Origin of the sequence: Legionella lansingensis, from assembly GCF_900187355.1 — a bacterium.
Lineage (GTDB): Bacteria > Pseudomonadota > Gammaproteobacteria > Legionellales > Legionellaceae > Tatlockia > Tatlockia lansingensis.
Genome location: NZ_LT906451.1, coordinates 850169 through 868934, shown reverse-complemented (window position 1 = coordinate 868934; position 18766 = coordinate 850169). Strand labels below are relative to the sequence as shown.

Sequence of the window (18766 nt, the reverse complement as noted above, 5' to 3'; positions counted from 1 at the left end):
ACTGAACCGAACGGTGTTAAGCTAAAGCGTTTTGTTTAAATTTACAACTATATGTTAATTATTGCGCCACAGAGATCTCAGACTGAACCGAGTTAGAAACTTAAGCGCTTAACTTAAATCCATTGCTACTGAACTCAGGTAAGGGAAATCATTTCGTCGCAATGGATAAGGCTTCTTTCTTCTTCCGCAGGTTTTGGCTTCTTAAGCCTCACTAAAGTCATTTGAGCCATCTTAATAGTCTTGTTCGTTCCACTTCCATTGACATTTACTTTTTGATTCTTGGCTAGCTCTTTTATAATCTTCTCCGCTTCATCTAATTTAGTGCTTAGATCCACGTCAGTGCTGTCTAATCGTTGCAGAGCTTGTAATGTTTCTTTTATCGCAGCATACTTTATGCTTCCTGCTCGCCAACCAAGTAACCATTGATTCTTCAATTGCTTCGCTTTCTCCTCAAGCCCCATTGCTAATAACTTTAATTCAAATGTTGTAAAACGTAAGCCACCAAATAAATCTTGGGGAGCTAAGATGAGCGCTCTACTATTGTTTGTTGCATCATTTGGAACTCTCGGAGCTGCAAGTAATTTATAAAGCCCCCCACTCGCATCAATACCTAAATTAATCGCTCCTCGAACCATAAAAATATTCAATTCTGTTAGTCTGGCTATGAGTGCAGTTACTGCAGCAAAAATGGTGTCACTAAATACATGCATTACTTGTCCCACCATCTGCAAATGCGTTGAACTGGAATGTTCAAACCATTGACCACTCTTCGTTAGGGTAAAGGTAACTGCATACAATAAGGCCAATTCTTTTAGAAAATAACTTACACAATAGCCTGTCGTAAGATAAGGCATTAGCTGTGTCAACCGTTTTGCCCAAATGATCGGGATTTTGTCGTCCATCTGACTATTATAGTTACCTGCTGACCTGAGCATTGTTAATATACTCTCCAACAAGGCACGCTCCGTATATGTCGTTGCATACTCCTTATCTCGCTCTAAACGTGTAATCAAAGCCTCCATCGTTGTTATATTTTCAAGATGGAACTCAGGCAATTCAGGGTTTTTTAATTTCTTCTCACATAATTTCACCAAATTAAAACAAGTCCCTCCCTTGCTTGTCTCTGTGGGATATAGCGTATCTTGCAGCCACTTATTTTCGGGGGAACTGGTTAGGTATTTGTCTGGATGAAAAAACCTTTGCAGTTTTTTTGAATGATGGGTAATCCTATCTTTGTCCTCTAATCCATCCTGAGAAAGGTATTGAGAGATTAAAGCAATCAACATTGCTTCAATTTTTTGTTTTTCTTCAATGCCTAAGGATTTTTTGTCTTTATAAATATTAAGTTCCTTATCATAAATGGCATAAACAGCAATGAGTTCCTCTAAGTCCTTTTCAAAGTTCATGATTACCTGCTCCCTGTTCATCACAAGCTTAAAGGCATATTCTGTATTGATACAGATACAGCTTAAAAGAAAGAGTAAAAAAAAGCTAATGAGATATTTCTGGCAAGAAGGCTCCGAGAGCTCAAAAAGTGAGAGGATCAATCAGCGCCTCACTGCATCCAGGCTGCTAAAATCGTATAATGCTGCGTTTTAACTAATGTAAGCTTTGCAAGCAATACGGATATTTAATATGAAAAAAGACGGTTATTGGCTTGGGCATCCTGCAATTATCCTGTTTCTTTTTAGCTTAACCATTCTTCTCATCAGAATTTTTTTCCGTGGCCAAATCCTTTTACTCGATGAATCCGAACAAGTCATGCTGGCCCAGGAATTACTTCCAGGCTATCCTGGTCAACCACCTTTATATACTTGGCTGCAATATCTTTTCTTTAAGGCATTGGGTGTTAATTTGTTTTCCTTAACACTCCTAAAATGTAGCTTGTTCTTTTTTTGCCTTTATTTTTTTCATTTAATCTGCAAGATTCACTGCGAAACGCTTCTATTGGCCTGGTGTGCTACGCTCTCATGGACTCTTATTCCAGCAATCGGCCTTGATCTCATCAAAGACAATACGCACTCTATTTTAGCGTTACTCACTGCCTGCTTAACATGGTATTGGATGATTATTCCAGAACGCTTCTCGAAATATATTTGGTACACTCTATTTGGCTGTATTCTCGCTGCAGGACTGCTTGCAAAATTTAACTACCTACTATTTTTGGTTGTTCTTTTGACTAGTGCTCTTTCATTAAAAGAATTCCGCAAAAAATTTATCCATCCTTACATGATTTACAGCTTACTATTGGCACTCTTACTCACCTGTCCCTACTTATGGTGGCTTTGGAAAGAGCCACACATTGCATTATCTAGCATCTACAAATTGCATCCAAATGCTACTTCACTTAGACAAGGGATGGGAGAATTAACCATCGTCGTGTTGATATTTAGCCTACCTGCTTTTGTGACTTTATGTTTTTTTTTCCCAAAAAGACAAATCAATCTATCTGAGAAAATAGCCAATAGATTATTGCATCGATATCATATCATTCTCTTACCCGTCTTATTCTTGACAGTCATTATCGGTGATATGCATGCCTTTAAGACACGTTGGCTGATTCCTCTTTTATTTCTTTTCCCGGTCTTTTATCTCAGTCAGGTTAAATATTGTCCTGATTTAAAAACACGAATTCTTAAGTTTGTAAGTTTGAGCCTCCTAATCGAAGTTATCTTCTTGATGATTTTAATCCTTAGTCATCACTTTGAACAAAGCAAGAACAAACAAAAACCCTTACAGGCAATAATTGAACTCCTTAAATACGATTCTTCTCATCACATAGACTGGATTGTTTCAGATTCTTATTGGCTATTAGGTAATCTTACATCTACTCTAGCTCACAAAAATGTATGGTTACTAACCTCCATTAACAAATATCACCTACCTCAGGGTCAATGTTTACTCATTTGGAAGGGAAAGGAGATTCCTTTCTGGGTATACGCTCATGATCAAATGCATGCAAGTAACGTCAGATTGATTGAAGACACTAAACGAAAAACAGTAATAGGCGGGTACACTTTTATGCAAATTTATGAATCATCAGATAAGCCTGGGTGAAACGAATGAAACCCGGGTTTCAGCCCTTCGGGCCCAGGCTACTTTTTATAATTTAAAGAAATAGCAAGAAGTCAAGACACCCCTTTTTGACTCATGCGATTTAGTTTAGCAATACGTGAAGCCCTTTCTCGATGGATAAGGTATAAGTTCCTTGTATAGATGAACACACCTGTTGACTGACCAAGAATGAATACAGGATCTTGCTTATAAATTGAATACACCAACAGTGTTAACCCTCCAAATAGGCTGAGATACCAAAATGCAACTGGGATGATACTTTTCTTCTCTCTTTCGCTAACTAGCCACTGCACAATAAAACGCGCAGAAAAAACACCCTGCCCAATTAAACCAAGCCCTAGCCAAAGGTATTCAGTTCTCATTTGTAGAAACCTCCGGTGCACACGGACGCTTTAATAACCAGCGAACGCCAATTAAATCATATATACCTACGAATAAACGATTCATGATGCCATATTTTGAAACACCGTGTCGTCGGGGACGATGATTAACGGGAAGATTAATCAGTCTAAATCCTGCTCTCTTGAATAGAGCAGGTAGGAAGCGGTGAAAATGATTGAAGTGAGGTAAGGCCAAAAAAGCATCTCGAGGGAATAGCTTTAAGCTACACCCTGTATCAGGACAATCATCATTGAGTAAACGCTTACGGACACCATTGCCGATTCGTGACGATAGCCGTCGCAAGATATTGTCATCTCTTTTTTTGCGAATACCCAACACAACAGTTCGCGCATCCTTTCGTTGCTCAAAAAGACGAGGTATATCATGAGGATCATTTTGACCATCACCATCTAAAGTCACCAACATTGAATATTGAGCAGCCTTTGCTCCACTTAGTAAACCCGCACTTTGGCCAAAATTTCTTCTATGATAGAGCACCCTTAAGTTTGGTAAATTTTGTGACAAAAGCCTTAAACGTTCCGCCGTACCATCGGTACTCCCATCGTCAATAAAAATGACTTCATAGATAAATCGCTCCAGAGAAAGGGCAGCTGCGATTTCTTTATAAAGAGCTTCCACATTATCTACTTCATTATAAACAGGGATGATTATGGAAACATCCATCTGCGTGTTTGTGGGCATTGACTTCTATCCAAATGATTAAATGTCCCACATTATACTGTATGTCCCCATGCAGGTGCCAGCCACGATTTGCGCCGTAAAAAGCAAAGCAAAATGCCTATTTCTAATAAGCTCAAATAACTTGCAGCTAGAATGTCACTTAAATAATGATGGGTTAACAATACACGGGAAATAGCAACCGTTATTCCAGTCAACATCAATGCATAAGCATATCTTGGAAACACGATACTTAAGCCAAAAACGAGGCTCATTATGGTGGTTGTGTGACCTGAAGGAAAAGACCAAAAAGGAGAATGCAGTTGCAAACCATAAAAGCCAAATAGATCATTGTGCAGCCATAAATTTGGCCGTGCACGCCCGAAAAGCACTTTCAAAAATCCACAAATGGCGCTAGGGATTGCAACGCACATAAATAAAAACCAAGCCCGTACTTCATATTCACGATTTGCATAAATATAACGAAAAAAAAGAGCAGCAATAAACAAAACAGGCAACCAGACCATACCCAATCCTAATTTGGTCAGCCACCCGATCAAAGCCAAGTGTGCCCTTATATCAAGGTTGTAGAAATATTCAGCGATGGGTTTGTCGAAATAGAGAAAAGATAATACGATTAAACCGATATAACTTAACATGATGCCAGGTTTGGTCATTACCCCTAACAAGCGATCAAATGGCGACATTTATTTCTCCTCTTCTGGCCACTAAAAAGAGCTCAACCCAGCGACCTTTCGTATAATTAAACCCCTTGGTCTGGGCTACGATGGACAATGTGAGTCCACCTTTCTCCCATTCGTTTAGAATAATACCATCAATTAATGCTAGACGCGTTATGTCATTTTTTATTATTTGCTTAGCCTCGGTACCGTCACTGTATTTGACCAGTTTGGTATTCAAATTAAAGACCAAACTGGGTTCTGCAAATCCTACAACTAATAGAGGTTTTTGCTGCGAAATTTTCTTTATCTCGATGAGCTGGGCAGCATTACGAGCAAGCCACACAGGCTCTAATTGCGGCAGAAGTTTGTTAAAAATAATGGGATAGACTAAAAGTGATGCCAGAAAAACTGCCACACAGGAGCGGTGATAAGCACCTTGCCAGGAGAAATAGATGGCAATCAAGGTCAATACCGAAATCCCACCAAAAATAATAAAACTGAGCATAGGAATTTTATGCAAAACGAGATAAGGAAGTAGAGCCAAAACGAACGCTAGACCTAAGGACAATAACCCCCACATTAGCTGTAAAAAATGCAACCACTTTCCTCTTTGAGTGATGTGATCAGTCTGAGTATGATTAATAGCCAATGCACAAAGCAAAGCAATAGCTGGGAAAGTGGGTAATACATATTGTGGCAACTTCGTAGGCATGATCTCAAAAAAAAGCCAAGTGGGCAAAAGCCAAGCCAATAGAAACTTTACTGTCTTTTGATGCCGATTGACTGTGGCATAGACGCCGCCTTGCCACAAAAACAGTGATGCAGGCCAGAAGGTTAAAGGTAGGATAGCAAGATGAAACAGAGGTGGTCTGCCATGGGACTCATGCCCTCCTTGTAATTTAGGTAACAAGTCTTTATGAATCATCTGCATTAAATAATTGCTATTTTCTGCGGCATTCAGCATCAATAACCATTTCAGAGTAAGGAGAATAAAAAATAACAACCCACGACATGGTCGCAACCCTCGCAACCAATTCACACGCTTTTCTATAATGCATAAGGCTAAAATTGTGAGAAGGCCTACTAACGGGGTGACACCTTTTAAAACCATGCCGTAAGCCATAGCAAACCAAAAACATAATGCCCAAATCCAGTGAACATTCTCCCCCCTTAGTCCTTTATCATAACAATACCAAAGAGCTCCTTGCATCAATAAAACAGCCGATAGCAAAGAAGCATCTGTCACCGCCAAATGCGCTTCAACAACGAATAGCAAAGCAGTAGCTAACAAGGCTGAAGCTAATAAGGCTGTGCTTCGACCAACAAATTGGTGAGCAAAAAAATAGAATAAGAGCACTGAAAATAGTGCCCCCAATACTGAAGGTAGGCGATAAGGCCATATTGCTTTAGATTCAGCATCACTAAATACGCTGACACTGACAACTTGCAACCAATTTATCCCGGGCGGTTTTTGAAAACGTGTCTTATCTTGGAAACGAACCTGAAAATACTGGCCAGTTTGTAACATTTGTCGGCTGGCTTGAGCAAAATGTGCTTCGTCTCTATCTGTTACCGGCATGGCGATGATGCCAGGAAGAAAAAGTAGCAAAGAAAATAGAGTTAGTAAGAGATAATGCTGGACTTTATGCAACGTATATCCATGCAAAAGAAGGAATAATATAAGAACCATGAGCAAAATTCCATTCATTTCCTGACAGGCAGAGGGCAACGCATAACAATAAAATTAAAACAATTCGCCGTCATTGCGAACGAAGTGAAGCAACCCAGATCGATGCCTCGTTAAAAATTCAGTTCTGGATTGCTTCACTTCGTTCGCAACGACGTCAGAGGATGTTAATTAACCATAAGATGCGGCTGTCCTAGGTATGATTATAACTTGAGTAGGAACCTCACTATCCGTTAATATGTTAAATTTCCTTATTCCTTTCCTAGCATGCTTGAATTAACCGCTGTTCAACAAATAGCTATCTGGTTGCTTCCTGTTTTATTCGCTATTACCCTACACGAAGCAGCGCATGCATGGGTAGCATACCGCTTAGGGGACACAACAGCAAAAATGCTGGGGCGTTTAAGCTTTAACCCTTTTCGCCACATTGACCTTATAGGCACGATTCTCATCCCGATTATAGTGCTCCTATTAAGCCAATTTAATTTTGTGTTTGGTTGGGCAAAACCAGTACCGATCGATGCCTCACAGTTCAGTCACCCACGTCGCGATGTGGCCTTCACCACAGCTGCAGGACCGTTGTCAAATTTGTTAATGGCACTCCTATGGGCGGCTTTATTGAAATTAGCTTTGCTACTTAATCCTCAAGTATCAAACATTGCTTTATTTACTTTGCTTACCGCTCGTGCGGGAATCATCATTAATCTGTTATTGGCTTATCTTAATTTGATACCTATTCCTCCTTTAGACGGAAGCCGCATTGTTTCTAGTCTCCTTCCTCCGCATCTTGCTACGCTCTATGAAAAAATTGAACCATTTGGGATCATTATTTTACTCATTCTCATCTTTACAGGTATTTTAGGTTGGCTCATTAATCCCCCTATTCAATGGTCATTAATAGCTCTTCGTAATTTATATAACTTATGAAAATTCTTGCAGATGCCACATTGCCAGGTTTACATGCAGCGTTTCCTGGCCCTTTTGAACTAACCTTATATCACGATGCCAAGGAAATTCCGCTCTTGCTTAACGATCAGCAAATCTTACTTTGTCGATCCACCCTTAAAGTAACCCAAGCATTATTACAGAATTCTTCGCTCAGCTATGTTGCCACCGCGAGCAGCGGTGTTGACCACATCGATGAAGCCTACCTAAAGCAACGTGGCATCCATCTCATTGATGCCAAGGGGAGCAACGCACCTGCTGTGGCCGACTACATTATCGCAAGTTTGGCTTTTTTAATGATCTATAAAGGTTTTCAAGGAACAAAAGCCGCTGTAATAGGCGCTGGAAAGGTAGGCACAAAAGTAGCCGAACGCTTAAAAGCAGCCGATCTACAGGTTATTTTCTACGATCCTCCAAAAGCAAGACTTGATGCCAATTTTCAGAGCAGCTCTTTAGAGGAGGTATTGGATTGCGATTTAATCTCAATACATGCCAACCTACATACTGCTCCACCTTATCCAAGCCTTAACTTAATCAATGAAAACTTACTCAAACAATTAAAACCTGGATGCGTAATCATCAATACTTCTCGAGGTGGGATTGTGAACGAGAAAGACTTATTGCACTCAAAATACCCAAGGCTTTACTGTACCGACGTCTTTAACAATGAACCCTCCCTAAATGCTGCAATTGTTAATCTCGCCACTTTATGTACTCCGCATATAGCAGGTCATAGCATTGAGGCAAAATATGCTGCTGTGATGATGATTAGTGAAAAATTGCATGGACTTTACCAACTATTTCCTCCTAAGAACATCTTATCATCCCCTCATGAGCCACCGACTTTTACTGCCAAACTAAGCTGGCAAGACTACGTCTTATCTCTTTACAATCCGAGTTTTGAAACTGACATTTTAAAGAATACTAACGATCTCGAATCAACCTTCTTGAGTTTACGTAAAGCACATGACTATCGTCATGATTTTTTTACTTATGCTGATGATTTAGAAGGCAATGAAAAATTGCTCCAAATACTGGGCAAAGGATAGTCAATGATTAAGCTAGCTGTTTATTAATCAATCTCCGTATAACCACTTGATCTGAAAATGAGAAACGGGTCGTTCCTATTTGTTGATAGTCTTCGTGCCCTTTACCGGCAACCACGATAATATCGTCTTTGTTTGCTAAAGCAATTGCTTTCTCAATTGCTTTCTCGCGATCGACAATTTTGTAAACATCAGCATCAGGAACAATTCCTGCTGCAATTTCATCAATAATGACTGTGGGAGCCTCGGTACGTGGGTTGTCGCTAGTAATAATAGCAATATCAGCGTATTGGCTAGCGATGCGTCCCATCATTGGTCGTTTCTTCTTATCGCGATCCCCACCACAACCAAATACAACCAAGATCCTACCTTCTTTCATTTTATTTAATGTTGCCAATACATTTTCCAAAGCATCAGGTGTATGGGCATAATCAACAAGAATATAAGGTTCTTGCGATACAATCTCCATTCGTCCAGGCGCCGCTGTTAATTTTGCCATCACGGGAATAACCTTATTGATAGGATATCCATGAGCCAAGAGGCTTGAGAAAACAGCTAGTGAATTGTAAACATTAAAAAAACCCAAGGTATTGAAATGTAATTGCACTTGTCCCCAGGGAGAGACGATTTCACAACGACTGCCAGTTATAGCCACTCTCCAATCAATGACCCGCACATCAGCATTATCTTTAAAACCATAGCTAATGATCTGACAAGATGGCGAAGACACCGCATTTCTCATTAACTGACCATGGTTGTCATCCTGATTGACAATAGCCCATTTTAGCGTTGGCTTGGCAAACAACAACGCTTTTGCCTGTGCATAGGCCTCCATAGTTATATGGTAATCCAGATGTTCATGGGTTAGGTTTGTAAAAATCGCTTGCTGGAACTCGATAGCCTCCACACGCTCCTGAGAAAGCGCATGGGAGGAGACTTCCATACATACCTGCTTGATTGCATTTTCTCGATAAGTTGCAAAAAGATGTTGAAGACAAAGAGCATCTGGTGTTGTATTTATCAAGGTCGATAAGCTGTTAACTCTACCCTGCCCTATAGTCCCTATATAAGCAGCTTTCTCTCCTAATAAATCATGGGCCTGTGCCAGTTGATAAGCAATCGTCGTTTTGCCATTGGTGCCAGTGACACCTGTAACCATTAATTCCTTTGTAGGATAACCATAAAAACGACTGGCGATGTCTGCCAGTTTTTGTGCAACGTCCGGGAAAGGAAGAGCATTTAATTTTGTCGGCAGCTCAACATCTTGTGGCCAATTTTGCGGCTCATAGAGAACAGCTTGAGCACCTGCGTGAATAGCCTGGGAAATAAATAAGCGACCATCGGTTTGCGCACCAGGGTAAGCAAAAAATAAAAAGCCTGGTTTTATCTTACGACTGTCATTCTCAAGCCCTAAAATTTCACAATCAGGGATCGCGGAATCAATCCAGGGTTTTATTAGTTCTGTAAGTTTCATTTTAATCCCACATTTAATCTCACATCGTCGTTTTATCAGGTGGAACCTCCAAAATACGCAATGCACCTGACATAACCTGAGCAAAAAGAGGTGCAGCAACTGCAGCACCATAATAACTGTTTCGCGTAGGTTCGTGAATAACAACGACAACAACTAACCGTGGATTAGACACGGGAGCAATTCCGGCAAAGCTTGCTATGTGGCGATTGGCTTCATAACCATTTTTCCCAGCAATTCTCGCTGTACCTGTTTTACCGGCCACACGGTAACCAGGAACTCGGGCCTGTTTACCAGTGCCTTCATTGCCAAGCACAGCCTCCATCATTAACAGGACTTGGTTAGCCGTTTTTTCATCCAAAACTTGCGCTCCCAAGGTAGTGGGCTGATTATGTATTAGTGTCACAGGTAAAGCTCGACCATGGTTAGCAAAAATAAGATAAGCTTTTGCTAGTTGTAAAGCAGTTACTGAAAGACCATAACCAAAGCCTATGGTAGCAAGTACAAAAGGATTGGCATCTTTAACATCAACAATTGCCCCCTCACTTTCTCCTGGGTAGCCACTTTCTGTTCTTTGTCCAAAACCACTGCGCTGCAAAAGACCAATTAACTGCTCGGGTGGACTTTGCAAAATCATCTTTGTTATACCCACGTTACTGGAGTGCTGTAACACGCCGGTAACATCTAACACGCCATAATTACGGATATCACGAACGGTGTGACCATGAACGATCATCCAACTTGGACGAGTATCAATGATGGTATCAGGTTTGAACAGACCACTCCCTAGAGCACTCGCAATACTAAACGGTTTAATCACTGATCCTGGTTCAAACATGTCGGTGATTGCCTTGTTACGATAACTGTCATGGGTGTAACGACCACGTGCATTAGGATTAAAGGAAGGTGCATTTGCAGCTGCGAGAATCTCGCCATTTGTTGTATCAACAACAACCACGGAACCCGATTTTGCTGCAAATTTTTCCAAAGTATTTTGTAATTCGTGATAGGCTAAATATTGAATACGACTATCGATACTTAATACCAGCTCATGCCCCGGGCGAGGTTCCCTAACCACACCAAGTTCCTCGATGATCTGCCCCATCCGGTCCTTTAAAACGCGTTTTTTGCCATTTATACCCATTAACCAATCTTGATAGGCCAATTCCAACCCTTCGATACCAATGTCATCAATATTTGTAAACCCAAGTAATTGCGCAGTGCTATCACCCGCTGGATAGTATCTTTTGAATTCTTGTTGAAAATTTAATCCTGGAATTTGCAGCTGCGCAATTTTTTTGGCGAGCATCGGTGTTAACTGACGGCTTAAATAGAGGAATTCTCGGCCAACGGCTTTTTTTACTTGGGACAACAAGATTTTAGGAGAAATTTTAAGCAGACTGGATAATTCAGCCAGCTGTTGTGCATCTGGAGCGAAGATCTTGGGATTTACCCAAACAGATTGCACAGGAGTACTGACAGCCAATGGTGTTCCTTGTCTGTCCGTTATCATTCCTCGATAAGCAGGAATATCTACAATGCGAACACTTCGTGCATCCCCTTGGCCTTGTAAAAACTGACGATGCAAGACGGTCAAATCAAGCATTCGCCATAAAAGAGCAACTAATAATACCAAAAAAAAGCACGATACAACCATTAGGCGTGCTTGGTGACGTCTATGCTTCATCGGGTTTGCAACACATAAGTATCTTTGTCTAAAGGCAATTTCATATGCAATTTTTCTACTGCAAGTTGCTCTACTCTTCCAGGAGTTGCTAGGCTCGCTTGCTCAAGCAACAATTGTCCCCATTGTAATTGCAATTGTTGAGCTTGATGCTCCAAACGCTGCAATTCACTAAAACCTACACGATGTTCATTAGTGACATAAACTACAGCCAATGCACTAACCAACACCGCCAACAATAATGATAAAATAAAACAAAGCTGTTTTGAGAGACGCATATCTGTTAGATGTCCATTAAAAAGATTGCTTTGATGAATCGCTCTAGCTGCTGCGTTCATGCTATTTTCTCCCCTATTCTTAAAACCGCGCTTCGCGCTCTAATATTCTCTTTTACCTCTTGAGCACTTGCCTTTATCGCTTTGCCTATTTTTTTAAAGTTTGTTTTGATCTCCTCATGACGTACCGGAACACCAGAAGGTAATCTTCGCCCTTGCTCTTTATCGCGCATAAATTGCTTCACAATCCGATCTTCTAAGGAGTGAAAACTAATAACCACTAAACGACCGCCAACAGCTAAAACATCCATTGCAGCTTCCAAACAAGTCGTTAAATCATTTAACTCCTGGTTAATATGAATACGTATTGCTTGAAATACGCGTGTTGCAGGATGTTTATGTTTTTCCCATTTCGGATTGGCTTGTTTAACAATCTCAGCCAAGTCTCCCGTCGTTTCAATGGGTGACTCGGCACGTGCTGCCACAATGGCTCTCGCTATACGCCCAGCAAAACGTTCTTCACCATATTCTCTGAAAATAGCAGCCATCTCGTCGGCTTCCGCCTCATTAATAAATTGAGCAGCATCAAGGTCCTGCTCAAGATCCATACGCATATCCAATGGACCTTGTCGTGTAAAACTAAACCCTCGAGTGGGATCATCAAGCTGGGGGGAAGATACCCCCAGATCCAATAAAATACCGTTTACCTTGCCATAGACATTCGCCTGTTTGGCAAAATCCGCAAGTTTCGCAAATGAACCGTGGTAGATATAAAAGCGCTTATCATGGGTAAGATGTTGTTTTGCATAAGCAACTGCCTCAGGATCTTTATCGATCGCAATCAATTTCCCTGATTCTGACAGATGGCGCAAAATCTCACGGCTATGACCACCTCGACCAAAAGTGCCATCGATATAGATTCCATCTGCCTTGATAGCTAAGCCTTCTAAAGCTTCATGCAACAATACAGATTGGTGCGCCGTCATAATCATTTCCATCAGAGAGAAAAGGTTTTCATTTCATCAGGCAATCCACCACCTTCACCAGATGCTTCGTCAGCCAGCCACTGCTCACGTCTGGACTGCCATAATGCTTCATCCCAAACCTCAAATTTATTACCTTGCCCAATCATTACTACCCGCTTATCGAGATGGGCATACTCTCTTAATAAGGGGGGCAGCAGCACGCGCCCATTACTATCTAATTCCACATCCGTTGCATGCCCGATTAATAGCCTTTGTATACGACGGGCTGCAGCATTAAAGCTAGGTAAATTTTGCAACTTGTTTTCAATAACTTGCCATTCTGATGCCGGATAAAGCAGTAAACAGGTTTCTTCCGTATCAATGGTCACCACCAAGGGAGCTTTATCCATATCCCCTGCTAAAGTTTCACGGTATCGCGTGGGCACTGCGAGACGCCCTTTTCCGTCAATGGTGATGGCATTAATTCCACGAAACATAGTCTTTATTTTGTGGCTCGCCGGCGGCTTCCCACAATTCTCCACTTTTTTTGTATTTTAACCCACTTTTATACACTATAGAAACACTATTTCCCAAGCGTCAACCCCTAGATCCACTTTTTGTGTAAAAAAATAGACAAATGACATTCCGTGCAAAGACAATTGTATTTAAAAAATACAGAATGAAATATTTTGTTCATGTAACCCTCGGACCACTGCCAAGTTAAGAATTTTTAGTGCCTCGAATTACCGTGGCTTGATCACGGGAAGTCGGGTGAACAAATAGTTACGTTTTGGAATACAACAGAGTTACAACTGGATTAGCATATCAGCGTGTTACTACCATTCAATTCTATTAGGATTGTTAAGCATTGCCGCCAGGCGGATACCCTGTAAAACCAAGTCAGGGACTAAATAATCGTAAATCCCTTGCTTTTCAAATAGAGAAGCAAATCCGCCTGTGGCCAATACCAATACGTCTTGTCCTGCAAATATATCTTCTTTAGTACGAGTAATTAATTCACGACATGCACCTAAAGCGCCATAAAACACCCCAGACTGAATACTTTCAATTGTAGAGCGCCCCACCACTTGATCAGTTCTTACAATTTCAACGACTGGAAGCTTAGCTGTTTTGGTGGCTAGAGCATCGACCGCTAAACGAACACCAGGTAAAATCGCACCACCCAAATAAGCTTTTTGTGCTGTAATCACACAAAAAGTGGTTGCTGTGCCAAAGTCGATAACAATGATATTTGTTCCTGGATAAGTGTGCGTTGCAGCAATCGCATTAGCAATTCTATCCGCTCCTACTTCAACTGGATTACGATATTTAATATTAAGACCAGTTTTTACTCCAGCTTGCAGAAAAAAGGGGTCTACTGAAAAGTATTTTAAACAAGCAGAGCGTAAAGAATAATCCAATTGAGGGACGACTGAGCAGATGGCAATTTCATTAACGGTCTCAGGGGAACATTGGTTCTCTCGCAATACCGACTTCAGGAAAATACCTAATTCATCAGAGGTACTGACCTGTGAAGTATGTCGAAAACGAAGACGGATTTCATCTCCAGTAAATACACCGCCATAAATATGGGAATTACCAACATCGATACATAGCATCATGGTTATGACTCAGCCATTAAAAGAATGAGAGAACAGCTGCCATTAAGTTGATGGCAGTAGCTCTTAGCGATAGTAAGTCTAGTTATCATGAGAATCAAGAGAAAAAAGTCGGTCGATAAGCCGGGTTCTGTCATGGACAATCATTCATCTAGGACATGTGTCACCACATGCCTCAAGCGACCTACCCGAATCCCGTACGGGTCATACGTTCTAGCAGCGCTAGTAGGATTCCTATTTGGTCTTGCTCCGAGTGGGGTTTACCCTGCCACGACTGTTGCCAACCGTGCGGTGCGCTCTTACCGCACCATTTCACCCTTACCTGCTGTGCTAAGCACAAGACAGGCGGTATATTTTCTGTGGCACTTTCCGTAGGCTCGCGCCTCCCAGGCATTACCTGGCACTTTACCCTATGGAGCCCGGACTTTCCTCTCCTTGTTTGACAAAGAGCGATTGCCTGACCGACTTTGTAATCAATATTAGCAAAATGCCCAGTCAAAGACCAGGCAATTGCTGAACCCTATTTATAGAATATACGAATTGAAATTGATAATTATCCGCGAGTACCAATAAATTCATCATCAAAATAACGCTTTAGCTTGGTACGCAATGTACCGCGGCTCACGCCAAGCACTCTAGCGGCTTTTGATTGATTGTAACGAGTCAATTCCATAACCGTACGAAACAGAGGGGCCTCAACTTCTTCAACAATCAATTGATAAAGATTTAGATTGCTATCTTTATTACCAACTGTAGTTAGATAGCCCTTTACAGCCCCAATCACTTGTTGGGTTAACGCTTCATTATGTTGTTCAACTTGTTGCATAACTGCACTCATATCCTCTCTCCAACACAAAATAAAATTACCTATTCCACTCAGTCACAGACTGAACATCATGCTCGATATACTAACAAATATCACAAAGTATGTAAACATTGTTTCAATGATATTCATTTATTAAGGGAAGCTTAAGTAAAAATGAGGATTTTTTCAAGCAATTTTTGCACGAACAACGCATTTCTGGGTCATTAGTGCTCGTTTTTACAAATTTTTTACTTTTTGAGATAGCAAAAGTGCTTATTTTTAGGAAATTTAATCGAGAACGATCCTAACGTTTGTTTAGGATCTTGATTGAGCTTTTTCTATTTAAGATAGGTTAGGTACTCTCTATCCGAATATCTTGTTAAGATAAGAAGTTAGCCCCCCTTTTGTGGGAGGCAGTTACTAATAGATTCTCCTGTCCTTTAGCTTCTAAGTCTTTAATCAACTGTAAAACTTTCACCACATCCGCATTGTCCTTTTTGGTTAGGATTATTGAAAACAAATTTATAATTTAATCCCTGTTTTACATAATCAACATGCATGCCTTTAATATAAGGATAACTGCCTTTGTCGATGCAAAGTTGGTACTCATCCGTCAATGGCTGGACAATATCATTGTCTTGGGGAGCTACAACATAATCCACCACATAAGATAACCCAGAACAACCTGTTTTTTTGACTGACAGGCGAATCCCTTTGCTGTCTTTTTGCTTACTGAGATAAGAGAGAATGTGACGTTTGGCAGCCTCACTTAAAGTAACACCGGTGACCAAGTCACTTATATGTTGCATCACCTCAGACATTATTTTTCCTCACTTAATTTTAGTTTCATTTTCATTACTACTTCTCGGTAACCATCTTCAATTTGCAAAGCCACCGGATACCGTGTTTTCGGGATCTCCAATTGCTTCACCAACCAAACATGATCAATGTTTGGATGATCCTGAATCTTGCTCCCTTCTAACTGCTGACAGATTAACTCTGCTGCTGCAACTAAATAGGGATTACCGTAGGCTTTAAAACGGGCCTTAAGTACGAATCCCTGTTTGTCACATAATAAATAAAAATCCAAGACATCCCCGCGTCCTGACTCGCCGACCCGATCATGAACACTTAATGGTTCTGATAGATCAATAACACCAACGTGTTTCGGGGAAAAAAAACAAAATTCTACTAGTTCATTATACATCATAGTGGTGATATTTCGTGTAAATGGTTTACTTGTTGACGAATGATAGCAATAGTATGTTTCACTTGTTCCTCTGTTGTAAAACGACCACAGGAAAGACGAACTGAGCTATGAGCCAATTCATCATCCAACCCTATAGCCCGCAGAACATAAGAAGGTTGCTGACTAGCCGAAGTGCAGGCAGATGTTGTGGATATTGCCAGCTCATGCAGAGCAAGTAGAAGTGAATCGCCATCAACGCCTGCAAATGTTAAATTCAGATTACCAGCAACACGTTTATGTTCATGTCCGTTGAGGCGGATACCGGGAATCATTTTAATTCCCTCCCATAATTGTTGTCGTAAATGCAGAATTCTTGCTTGCTCTTCAACCCGTGAAGCCTCAGAGAGTGCAAACGCTTCGCCCATGCCAACGATTTGGTGCGTTGCTAAAGTGCCTGAGCGTAAACCTCCTTCATGCCCGCCCCCAAAGGATTGTGGTTGCAAACGTACTCTTGGTTTATGTCGTACATACAAAGCACCGACTCCTTTAGGACCATAATTTTTGTGTGCTGAAAAAGACATTAGGTCAACTGATAATTTGTGCAAATCAATTTCTAATTTACCGGCGCTTTGAGCAGCATCCACATGGAAAATAATGCCTTTATCACGCAGGATTTCACCAATAGCCGCGATATCTTGTATGACCCCAATTTCATTATTAACATGCATGATCGACACAAGAATCGTTTCATTCCGAAGTGCTTTGATCAAATGATCTAAATTAAGCAAACCATCTGGTTGAGGATCTAAATAAGTCACTTGAAAATCTTCTCTTTCCAATTGATGGAACGTATCGAGCACCGCCTTGTGTTCAGTGCGCATCGTTATAGCATGTCGACCTTTGCGTTGATAAAAACGTGCTGCCCCTAAAATCGCCAAATTGCTGGCCTCAGTCGCACCTGAAGTAAACACCAGCTCTTGAGGAGAGGCATTAATCACTTCTGCTATCTGCTGTCGCGCGTACTCAACAGCCTCTGCCGCCTTTTTCCCGTAGATATGAGTCACCGAAGCCGGGTTACCAAAAATGCCGTCCGGACCTAAATATTGCACCATTTTTTCTATCACTCGGGGATCGACGGGGGTCGTCGACATGTAATCTAGATAAATCGGCAAATTAGTCATCCTCAACTCCTATGGTTGCTGTCACAAATTTATAGCAACTCATAATAAATATATGCTACTGCAAGTAAAGAAATATGAGTGTCGTCGTGATTTGCAGTTAAAAAATTCATTCTTTATTTAGGGAACGTCCCTAGGAACGTTTCCTAGCATTAAGGCTTTTTGAATGTGGCTTAGAATACCTCGTAAAATAGTCACCTCCATATATTCCAATTTGGCACGATTAAATATACGGCGAATTCGTTGCAGCAGACGTTTAGTTGGACGCGTCGGTTTGAGAAATTTAATGGCAATCATAACGGCTTGCAGATGGTCGTAAAATTGCTCTATTTCATCAGCTGTAGCCAAACGATCATGACTAAGTTCCACCGAAGCTTTAGGCTCCAAAAGCTTCATACGTAATTCATAGGCGATAATCTGTACTGCTTGAGAAAGATTTAGCGAGCTATACTCCGGATTACTCGGAATATTGACATGATAGTGACTACGTAAGAGTTCCTCATTCGTAAGTCCTGCATGTTCGCGCCCGAAAAGTATCGCAATTTCAGTCTGATCGGGTTGAGTTGCAATCAAGCTTGCACTTTCAGAAGGAGTTACCCCTGGTAATGATATCCCCCGAGGTCTAGCACTTGTGGCAAAAATTAATTGACAACCGGCAATCGCTTCATCCAGCGATGAAGTCACAATAGCTTCATCGACAACATCATCAGCGCCAGCAGCCATTTCGTAAGCTTTTTGATGTGGAAAGGATTTTGGTGAAACCAGATAAAGTCTACGAAATCCCATTGTTTTCATTGCCCTAGCTGTGGAACCTATATTGCCAGGATGAGAAGTAGCTATTAAAACAATGCGGATTGAAGAAAAATTCATACTAATACAATCAGATAATGGTCTCGAGCTCCAAGTTTCTAATTTGACAAATCAAAAAACCGAATTACCGTGGCTTGACCACGGTAATTCGATTTTATAAGAAATCAGTTGATAAAAAACTTGAAGGCCGAGTAAGTAACAATCAGTTTTTTATTAACTTACAACTATACAGCAATGTCTTCTCTCTGTACAAAAAAAAATGTGTTAGAATCGCT

19 protein-coding genes and 1 other RNA gene are annotated in these 18766 nt (G+C 40.9%); 3 read left to right on the top strand and 17 right to left on the bottom strand.

The annotated features are described in order from the left end of the window. Positions 1-134: 134 nt before the first annotated feature. Positions 135-1406: a hypothetical protein gene (locus tag CKV79_RS04065; RefSeq protein WP_028372879.1), complete on the bottom strand. Its 1272-nt coding sequence runs from the start codon at positions 1404-1406 to the stop codon at positions 135-137. Between the two features lie 229 nt (positions 1407-1635). On the opposite strand from CKV79_RS04065, the gene CKV79_RS04055 reads away from it, so the two are divergent. After that, complete coding sequence (locus CKV79_RS04055; protein WP_028372881.1) at positions 1636-3057, top strand: ArnT family glycosyltransferase; 1422 nt, start codon at positions 1636-1638, stop codon at positions 3055-3057. Positions 3058-3128: 71 nt separating this feature from the next. Here CKV79_RS04055 and CKV79_RS04050 read toward each other — a convergent pair whose 3' ends face one another. From CKV79_RS04050 to CKV79_RS04035, 4 genes are read right to left on the bottom strand one after another with little or no spacing between them, the layout of a single operon-like run. Next, complete coding sequence (locus tag CKV79_RS04050) at positions 3129-3437, bottom strand: lipid-A-disaccharide synthase N-terminal domain-containing protein (protein WP_028372882.1); 309 nt, start codon at positions 3435-3437, stop codon at positions 3129-3131. After that, positions 3427-4158 (bottom strand): glycosyltransferase family 2 protein, encoded by a 732-nt coding sequence (locus tag CKV79_RS04045; protein WP_035915248.1) that lies wholly within the window; start codon positions 4156-4158, stop codon positions 3427-3429. The genes CKV79_RS04050 and CKV79_RS04045 overlap by 11 nt, the downstream gene beginning before the upstream one ends. A 32-nt stretch (positions 4159-4190) precedes the next feature. Next, positions 4191-4841 (bottom strand): phosphatase PAP2 family protein, encoded by a 651-nt coding sequence (locus tag CKV79_RS04040; RefSeq protein WP_028372884.1) that lies wholly within the window; start codon positions 4839-4841, stop codon positions 4191-4193. After that, positions 4828-6507 (bottom strand): ArnT family glycosyltransferase, encoded by a 1680-nt coding sequence (locus tag CKV79_RS04035; protein WP_028372885.1) that lies wholly within the window; start codon positions 6505-6507, stop codon positions 4828-4830. The genes CKV79_RS04040 and CKV79_RS04035 overlap by 14 nt, the downstream gene beginning before the upstream one ends. A gap of 264 nt (positions 6508-6771) precedes the next feature. Here CKV79_RS04035 and CKV79_RS04030 point away from each other — a divergent pair, with 264 nt between their 5' ends. Together CKV79_RS04030 and CKV79_RS04025 are read left to right on the top strand one after the other, a co-directional pair. Then, the gene (locus tag CKV79_RS04030; protein WP_028372886.1) at positions 6772-7431 is read left to right on the top strand and encodes a site-2 protease family protein; all 660 of its coding nucleotides are present in this window, start codon (positions 6772-6774) and stop codon (positions 7429-7431) included. Continuing rightward, the gene (locus CKV79_RS04025; RefSeq protein ID WP_028372887.1) at positions 7428-8498 is read left to right on the top strand and encodes a 4-phosphoerythronate dehydrogenase; all 1071 of its coding nucleotides are present in this window, start codon (positions 7428-7430) and stop codon (positions 8496-8498) included. The genes CKV79_RS04030 and CKV79_RS04025 overlap by 4 nt, the downstream gene beginning before the upstream one ends. Before the next feature lie 7 nt (positions 8499-8505). On the opposite strand, the gene CKV79_RS04020 is transcribed toward CKV79_RS04025, so the two are convergent. The 12 genes from CKV79_RS04020 to CKV79_RS03965 all read right to left on the bottom strand — a co-directional run bounded on the left by CKV79_RS04020 (position 8506) and on the right by CKV79_RS03965 (position 18551). Next, a complete protein-coding gene (locus tag CKV79_RS04020) occupies positions 8506-9969 on the bottom strand; it encodes a UDP-N-acetylmuramoyl-L-alanyl-D-glutamate--2,6-diaminopimelate ligase (protein WP_028372888.1) in 1464 nt (487 codons plus the stop codon). Positions 9970-9988: 19 nt separating this feature from the next. Next, positions 9989-11653 (bottom strand): peptidoglycan D,D-transpeptidase FtsI family protein, encoded by a 1665-nt coding sequence (locus CKV79_RS04015; RefSeq protein WP_028372889.1) that lies wholly within the window; start codon positions 11651-11653, stop codon positions 9989-9991. Continuing rightward, positions 11650-11988, bottom strand: coding sequence for a cell division protein FtsL (gene ftsL, locus CKV79_RS04010; protein WP_028372890.1), 339 nt, complete (start codon positions 11986-11988; stop codon positions 11650-11652). Before ftsL ends, CKV79_RS04015 begins: the two co-directional genes overlap by 4 nt. Further along, entirely contained in the window at positions 11985-12911 is a 927-nt protein-coding gene (gene rsmH / locus CKV79_RS04005; RefSeq protein WP_028372891.1) for a 16S rRNA (cytosine(1402)-N(4))-methyltransferase RsmH, read from the bottom strand. The genes ftsL and rsmH overlap by 4 nt, the downstream gene beginning before the upstream one ends. Before the next feature lie 11 nt (positions 12912-12922). After that, positions 12923-13387: a division/cell wall cluster transcriptional repressor MraZ gene (mraZ, locus tag CKV79_RS04000; RefSeq protein ID WP_028372892.1), complete on the bottom strand. Its 465-nt coding sequence runs from the start codon at positions 13385-13387 to the stop codon at positions 12923-12925. A gap of 339 nt (positions 13388-13726) precedes the next feature. After that, positions 13727-14512, bottom strand: a complete 786-nt coding sequence (locus tag CKV79_RS03995) for a type III pantothenate kinase (RefSeq protein WP_028372893.1) — start codon at positions 14510-14512, stop codon at positions 13727-13729. Positions 14513-14612: 100 nt separating this feature from the next. Next, an RNA gene (rnpB, locus tag CKV79_RS03990) (RNase P RNA component class A) lies at positions 14613-14978 on the bottom strand. An 84-nt stretch (positions 14979-15062) separates the two neighbouring features. After that, on the bottom strand, positions 15063-15347 hold the full coding sequence (locus CKV79_RS03985) for a helix-turn-helix domain-containing protein (protein WP_028372894.1): 285 nt from the start codon (positions 15345-15347) through the stop codon (positions 15063-15065). 422 nt (positions 15348-15769) lie between these two features. Then, positions 15770-16135, bottom strand: a complete 366-nt coding sequence (locus CKV79_RS03980) for a HesB/IscA family protein (protein WP_028372895.1) — start codon at positions 16133-16135, stop codon at positions 15770-15772. Continuing rightward, positions 16135-16524, bottom strand: coding sequence for an iron-sulfur cluster assembly scaffold protein (locus CKV79_RS03975; RefSeq protein WP_028372896.1), 390 nt, complete (start codon positions 16522-16524; stop codon positions 16135-16137). The genes CKV79_RS03980 and CKV79_RS03975 overlap by 1 nt, the downstream gene beginning before the upstream one ends. Continuing rightward, a complete protein-coding gene (locus CKV79_RS03970; RefSeq protein ID WP_028372897.1) occupies positions 16521-17684 on the bottom strand; it encodes an IscS subfamily cysteine desulfurase in 1164 nt (387 codons plus the stop codon). Before CKV79_RS03970 ends, CKV79_RS03975 begins: the two co-directional genes overlap by 4 nt. A gap of 117 nt (positions 17685-17801) precedes the next feature. Continuing rightward, entirely contained in the window at positions 17802-18551 is a 750-nt protein-coding gene (locus CKV79_RS03965; RefSeq protein ID WP_028372898.1) for an RNA methyltransferase, read from the bottom strand. Between the last annotated feature and the right edge of the window lie 215 nt (positions 18552-18766).

What these genes read in the sequence shown, in the direction of transcription:
- CKV79_RS03965 (WP_028372898.1), bottom strand. Translation starts at nt 18,551, where the DNA reads ATGAATTTTTCTTCAATCCGCATTGTTTTAATAGCTACTTCTCATCCT.
- CKV79_RS04015 (WP_028372889.1), bottom strand. Translation starts at nt 11,653, where the DNA reads ATGAAGCATAGACGTCACCAAGCACGCCTAATGGTTGTATCGTGCTTT.
- CKV79_RS04025 (WP_028372887.1), top strand. Translation starts at nt 7,428, where the DNA reads ATGAAAATTCTTGCAGATGCCACATTGCCAGGTTTACATGCAGCGTTT.
- mraZ (WP_028372892.1), bottom strand. Translation starts at nt 13,387, where the DNA reads ATGTTTCGTGGAATTAATGCCATCACCATTGACGGAAAAGGGCGTCTC.
- CKV79_RS04055 (WP_028372881.1), top strand. Translation starts at nt 1,636, where the DNA reads ATGAAAAAAGACGGTTATTGGCTTGGGCATCCTGCAATTATCCTGTTT.
- CKV79_RS04020 (WP_028372888.1), bottom strand. Translation starts at nt 9,969, where the DNA reads ATGAAACTTACAGAACTAATAAAACCCTGGATTGATTCCGCGATCCCT.
- CKV79_RS03995 (WP_028372893.1), bottom strand. Translation starts at nt 14,512, where the DNA reads ATGATGCTATGTATCGATGTTGGTAATTCCCATATTTATGGCGGTGTA.
- CKV79_RS03970 (WP_028372897.1), bottom strand. Translation starts at nt 17,684, where the DNA reads ATGACTAATTTGCCGATTTATCTAGATTACATGTCGACGACCCCCGTC.
- CKV79_RS04030 (WP_028372886.1), top strand. Translation starts at nt 6,772, where the DNA reads ATGCTTGAATTAACCGCTGTTCAACAAATAGCTATCTGGTTGCTTCCT.
- rsmH (WP_028372891.1), bottom strand. Translation starts at nt 12,911, where the DNA reads ATGACGGCGCACCAATCTGTATTGTTGCATGAAGCTTTAGAAGGCTTA.
- CKV79_RS04065 (WP_028372879.1), bottom strand. Translation starts at nt 1,406, where the DNA reads ATGAACTTTGAAAAGGACTTAGAGGAACTCATTGCTGTTTATGCCATT.
- CKV79_RS03985 (WP_028372894.1), bottom strand. Translation starts at nt 15,347, where the DNA reads ATGAGTGCAGTTATGCAACAAGTTGAACAACATAATGAAGCGTTAACC.
- ftsL (WP_028372890.1), bottom strand. Translation starts at nt 11,988, where the DNA reads ATGAACGCAGCAGCTAGAGCGATTCATCAAAGCAATCTTTTTAATGGA.
- CKV79_RS04045 (WP_035915248.1), bottom strand. Translation starts at nt 4,158, where the DNA reads ATGCCCACAAACACGCAGATGGATGTTTCCATAATCATCCCTGTTTAT.
- CKV79_RS03975 (WP_028372896.1), bottom strand. Translation starts at nt 16,524, where the DNA reads ATGATGTATAATGAACTAGTAGAATTTTGTTTTTTTTCCCCGAAACAC.
- CKV79_RS04040 (WP_028372884.1), bottom strand. Translation starts at nt 4,841, where the DNA reads ATGTCGCCATTTGATCGCTTGTTAGGGGTAATGACCAAACCTGGCATC.
- CKV79_RS04050 (WP_028372882.1), bottom strand. Translation starts at nt 3,437, where the DNA reads ATGAGAACTGAATACCTTTGGCTAGGGCTTGGTTTAATTGGGCAGGGT.
- CKV79_RS03980 (WP_028372895.1), bottom strand. Translation starts at nt 16,135, where the DNA reads ATGTCTGAGGTGATGCAACATATAAGTGACTTGGTCACCGGTGTTACT.
- CKV79_RS04035 (WP_028372885.1), bottom strand. Translation starts at nt 6,507, where the DNA reads ATGGTTCTTATATTATTCCTTCTTTTGCATGGATATACGTTGCATAAA.